This window comes from Dactylosporangium darangshiense, assembly GCF_039537565.1.
GTDB classification, from domain to species: domain Bacteria; phylum Actinomycetota; class Actinomycetes; order Mycobacteriales; family Micromonosporaceae; genus Dactylosporangium; species Dactylosporangium darangshiense.
This window is the reverse complement of record NZ_BAABAT010000152.1, coordinates 1-2,507: the sequence shown is the minus strand read 5'-3', so window position 1 is coordinate 2,507 and position 2,507 is coordinate 1. Positions and strand designations below refer to the sequence as shown.

Sequence of the window (2,507 nt, the reverse complement as noted above, 5' to 3'; positions counted from 1 at the left end):
CGGCAAAGGCCGGCACCGCAAGAGACTCGCGCACCTGACCGCGGACAAGGCGTACGGGTCCAAGGCCAACCGCCGTTCGCTGCGCGCCCGGGGGATCCCGCACACCATCCCGGAACGATCAGATGTGAACCGCCCCGGGTTTGATATCGGCCCGACCTCTTGTGGAGGATCGAGTCATGTCACGCCCTTCCCCGTATCCGGCTGAGTTGCGTCAGCGGGCGGTACGGATGGTCGCCGAGGTGCGGCCGAACTATGAGTCCGACTGGGCTGCGATCACCGCGGTGGCGCAGAAGCTCGGTATCGGCACCGCGGAGACGCTGCGCAAATGGGTCCGTCAGGCCCAGGTCGATACCGGCCAACGCGGCGGGGTCAGCACCGACGAGTCTGCCGAGCTGAAGCGTCTCCGCCGGGAGAACGCCGAGCTGCGCCGGGCGAACGAGATCCTGAAAAGCGCGTCGGCTTTCTTCGCGGCCGAGCTCGACCGGCCACAGCAACGCTCGTGACCTACATCGACGAGCACAAGCACCTGTTCGGCGTCGAGCCGATCTGCCGGGCCCTGACGCAGTTCGGGTGGCCGATCGCGTCCAGTACCTACCGCGCTGCCTGCCGGCGGCTGCCGTCGGCCCGGGCTCGCCGCGACGCTTGGTTGTGTGAGCAGATCCGCCGCGTTCACGCCGCCAACTACGGCGTCTACGGCGCCCGGAAAGTGTGGCTGGCCTTGAACCGCGAAGGCATCGAGGTGGCCCGGTGCACCGTCGAGCGGCTCATGTGCCAACTGGGCCTGCGTGGTGTCGTGCGCGGCCGGACCCGCCGCACCACGATCGCCGACCAGCACGCGGCCAGGCCGGTGGACCTGGTGCAGCGCCGGTTCCACGCGGACCGGCCGAACCGATTGTGGGTCGCCGATTTCACCTACGTGCCGACCTGGTCCGGGATGGTCTACGTCGCGTTCGTAATCGACGTGTACTCCCGCCGGATCCTAGGCTGGCGCGCCGCGACAAGCATGAAGACCGCTCTGGTCCTCGACGCCCTCGAGATGGCGTTCTGGGCTCGCGGTCGCGGCGGCGTCCGCGATCTGTCCGGGTTGATCCATCACCACGACGCGGGCAGTCAATACACGTCGATTGCCTTCACCGAACGCCTCGCTGCGGCCGGCGTCGACGCGTCGGTCGGCACGGTCGCGGACGCCTACGACAATGCGCTGGCCGAGTCCACGATCGGTCTGTTCAAGACCGAACTGATCAAACCCCGTGGGCCGTGGAGGTCTTGCGACCAGGTCGAGATCGCCACCCTGGAGTACGTCGACTGGTACAACCATCGCCGCCTGCACAGCGGTGCGGCAGACTTGCCCCCAGCCGACTTCGAAACCCTGCACCAACCCCCCGAACTCCGCCTCACCGAGGCGACGTCCCAACCCAAATAGCCGCTACCAAATCCGGGGCGGTTCACTGGACTGGACCGACCTGAACGCCGACATCGTGTCCGCGTTCCTCAACCACCTCGAGGACGACCGCGGCAACAGCGCCCGAACCCGCAACCTCCGGCTGACCGCGATCCGGTCGCTGTTTTCCTACGCCGCGCTGCAACACCCCGAACACGCCCTGCTCATCCAACGCGTCCTGGACATCCCACCCAAACGGTTCGACAAACGGACCATCACATTCCTCAACGACACCGAAATCGACGCCCTGCTCGCCGCCCCAGACCCGAAACGCTGGGAAGGACGACGTGACAAGGCGATGATCGCCCTGGCCGTCCAAACCGGGCTGCGCGTCTCCGAACTCACCAGCCTCAACTGCGCCGACATCAGCCTCGGCACCGGCGCAGCCGTCCGCTGCGAAGGCAAAGGCCGCAAACACCGCACCATCCCGCTCGGCAACCCCGTCCAAACCCTGCTGCAATCATGGATGCGCGAACGCGCCGGCCGCCCCGGCGATCCGCTGTTCCCCACCCGCACCGGGCGACGCCTCAGCCGCGACGCCGTCGCGCAACGCCTCAACACCCACACCAAGACCGCCGTCAACCGCTGCCCGTCACTGCGCGACAAGGACATCCACCCACACGTCCTACGCCACAGCTGCGCGATGTCACTGCTGCAGGCAGGCGTCGACACCACCGTCATCGCACTCTGGCTCGGCCACGCCAGCGTCCGCTCCACCGACGCCTACGTCCACGCCGACATGTCCACCAAGGAGAAAGCCCTGGCCCTGACCACACCCATCACGACCCAGCCCGGACGCTACCGACCCACCGACAAGACTCTCGCGTTCCTCGATGGTCTGTGAGCGCACCCCGGGACTATGCCGACCGCGACCGTCGCCCCACGAGTCGGACCAACCGGTTTCGACCGGTCATCGGCATAGTCCCGGTCTCGGCATAGATCAACAATGATCAACCTGTAGCGGCGGATTTTCTTGAGTTCGGCTTCGAGGCGGCCGGCGTGGTGGGCTTCGGCGAGGCGGGTGATCCAGTTGCTGGCGGTGTCGAACAGCACGGAGTGTCCGGCC

Annotated in this window: 2 protein-coding genes, 2 pseudogenes and 1 other annotated feature; of the genes and pseudogenes, 3 read left to right on the top strand and 1 reads right to left on the bottom strand. The window is 67.1% G+C overall.

The window, feature by feature from the left end:
• The 3 genes and pseudogenes from ABD901_RS59520 to ABD901_RS58335 form a co-directional block, all read left to right on the top strand.
• Nucleotides 1–205 (top strand): annotated as a pseudogene (locus tag ABD901_RS59520) (hypothetical protein); the annotation flags it as partial.
• Nucleotides 177–1,423, top strand: a protein-coding gene (locus tag ABD901_RS58340) for an IS3 family transposase (protein ID WP_345144966.1) whose coding sequence is annotated in 2 segments (ribosomal slippage) — nt 177–459 and nt 459–1,423 — 1,248 coding nt in all. Because the reading frame shifts where the segments join, the coding sequence is not laid out codon by codon here. The pseudogene ABD901_RS59520 and the gene ABD901_RS58340, both read left to right, overlap by 29 nt.
• Nucleotides 458–586: a sequence feature (AL1L pseudoknot), on the top strand. (Overlaps the previous gene by 129 nt.)
• A gap of 55 nt (nt 1,424–1,478) precedes the next feature.
• Entirely contained in the window at nt 1,479–2,285 is an 807-nt protein-coding gene (locus ABD901_RS58335; RefSeq protein WP_345144964.1) for a tyrosine-type recombinase/integrase, read from the top strand.
• Between the two features lie 95 nt (nt 2,286–2,380).
• Here ABD901_RS58335 and ABD901_RS58330 read toward each other — a convergent pair.
• Nucleotides 2,381–2,507, bottom strand: a pseudogene (locus ABD901_RS58330) (AAA family ATPase); the annotation flags it as partial.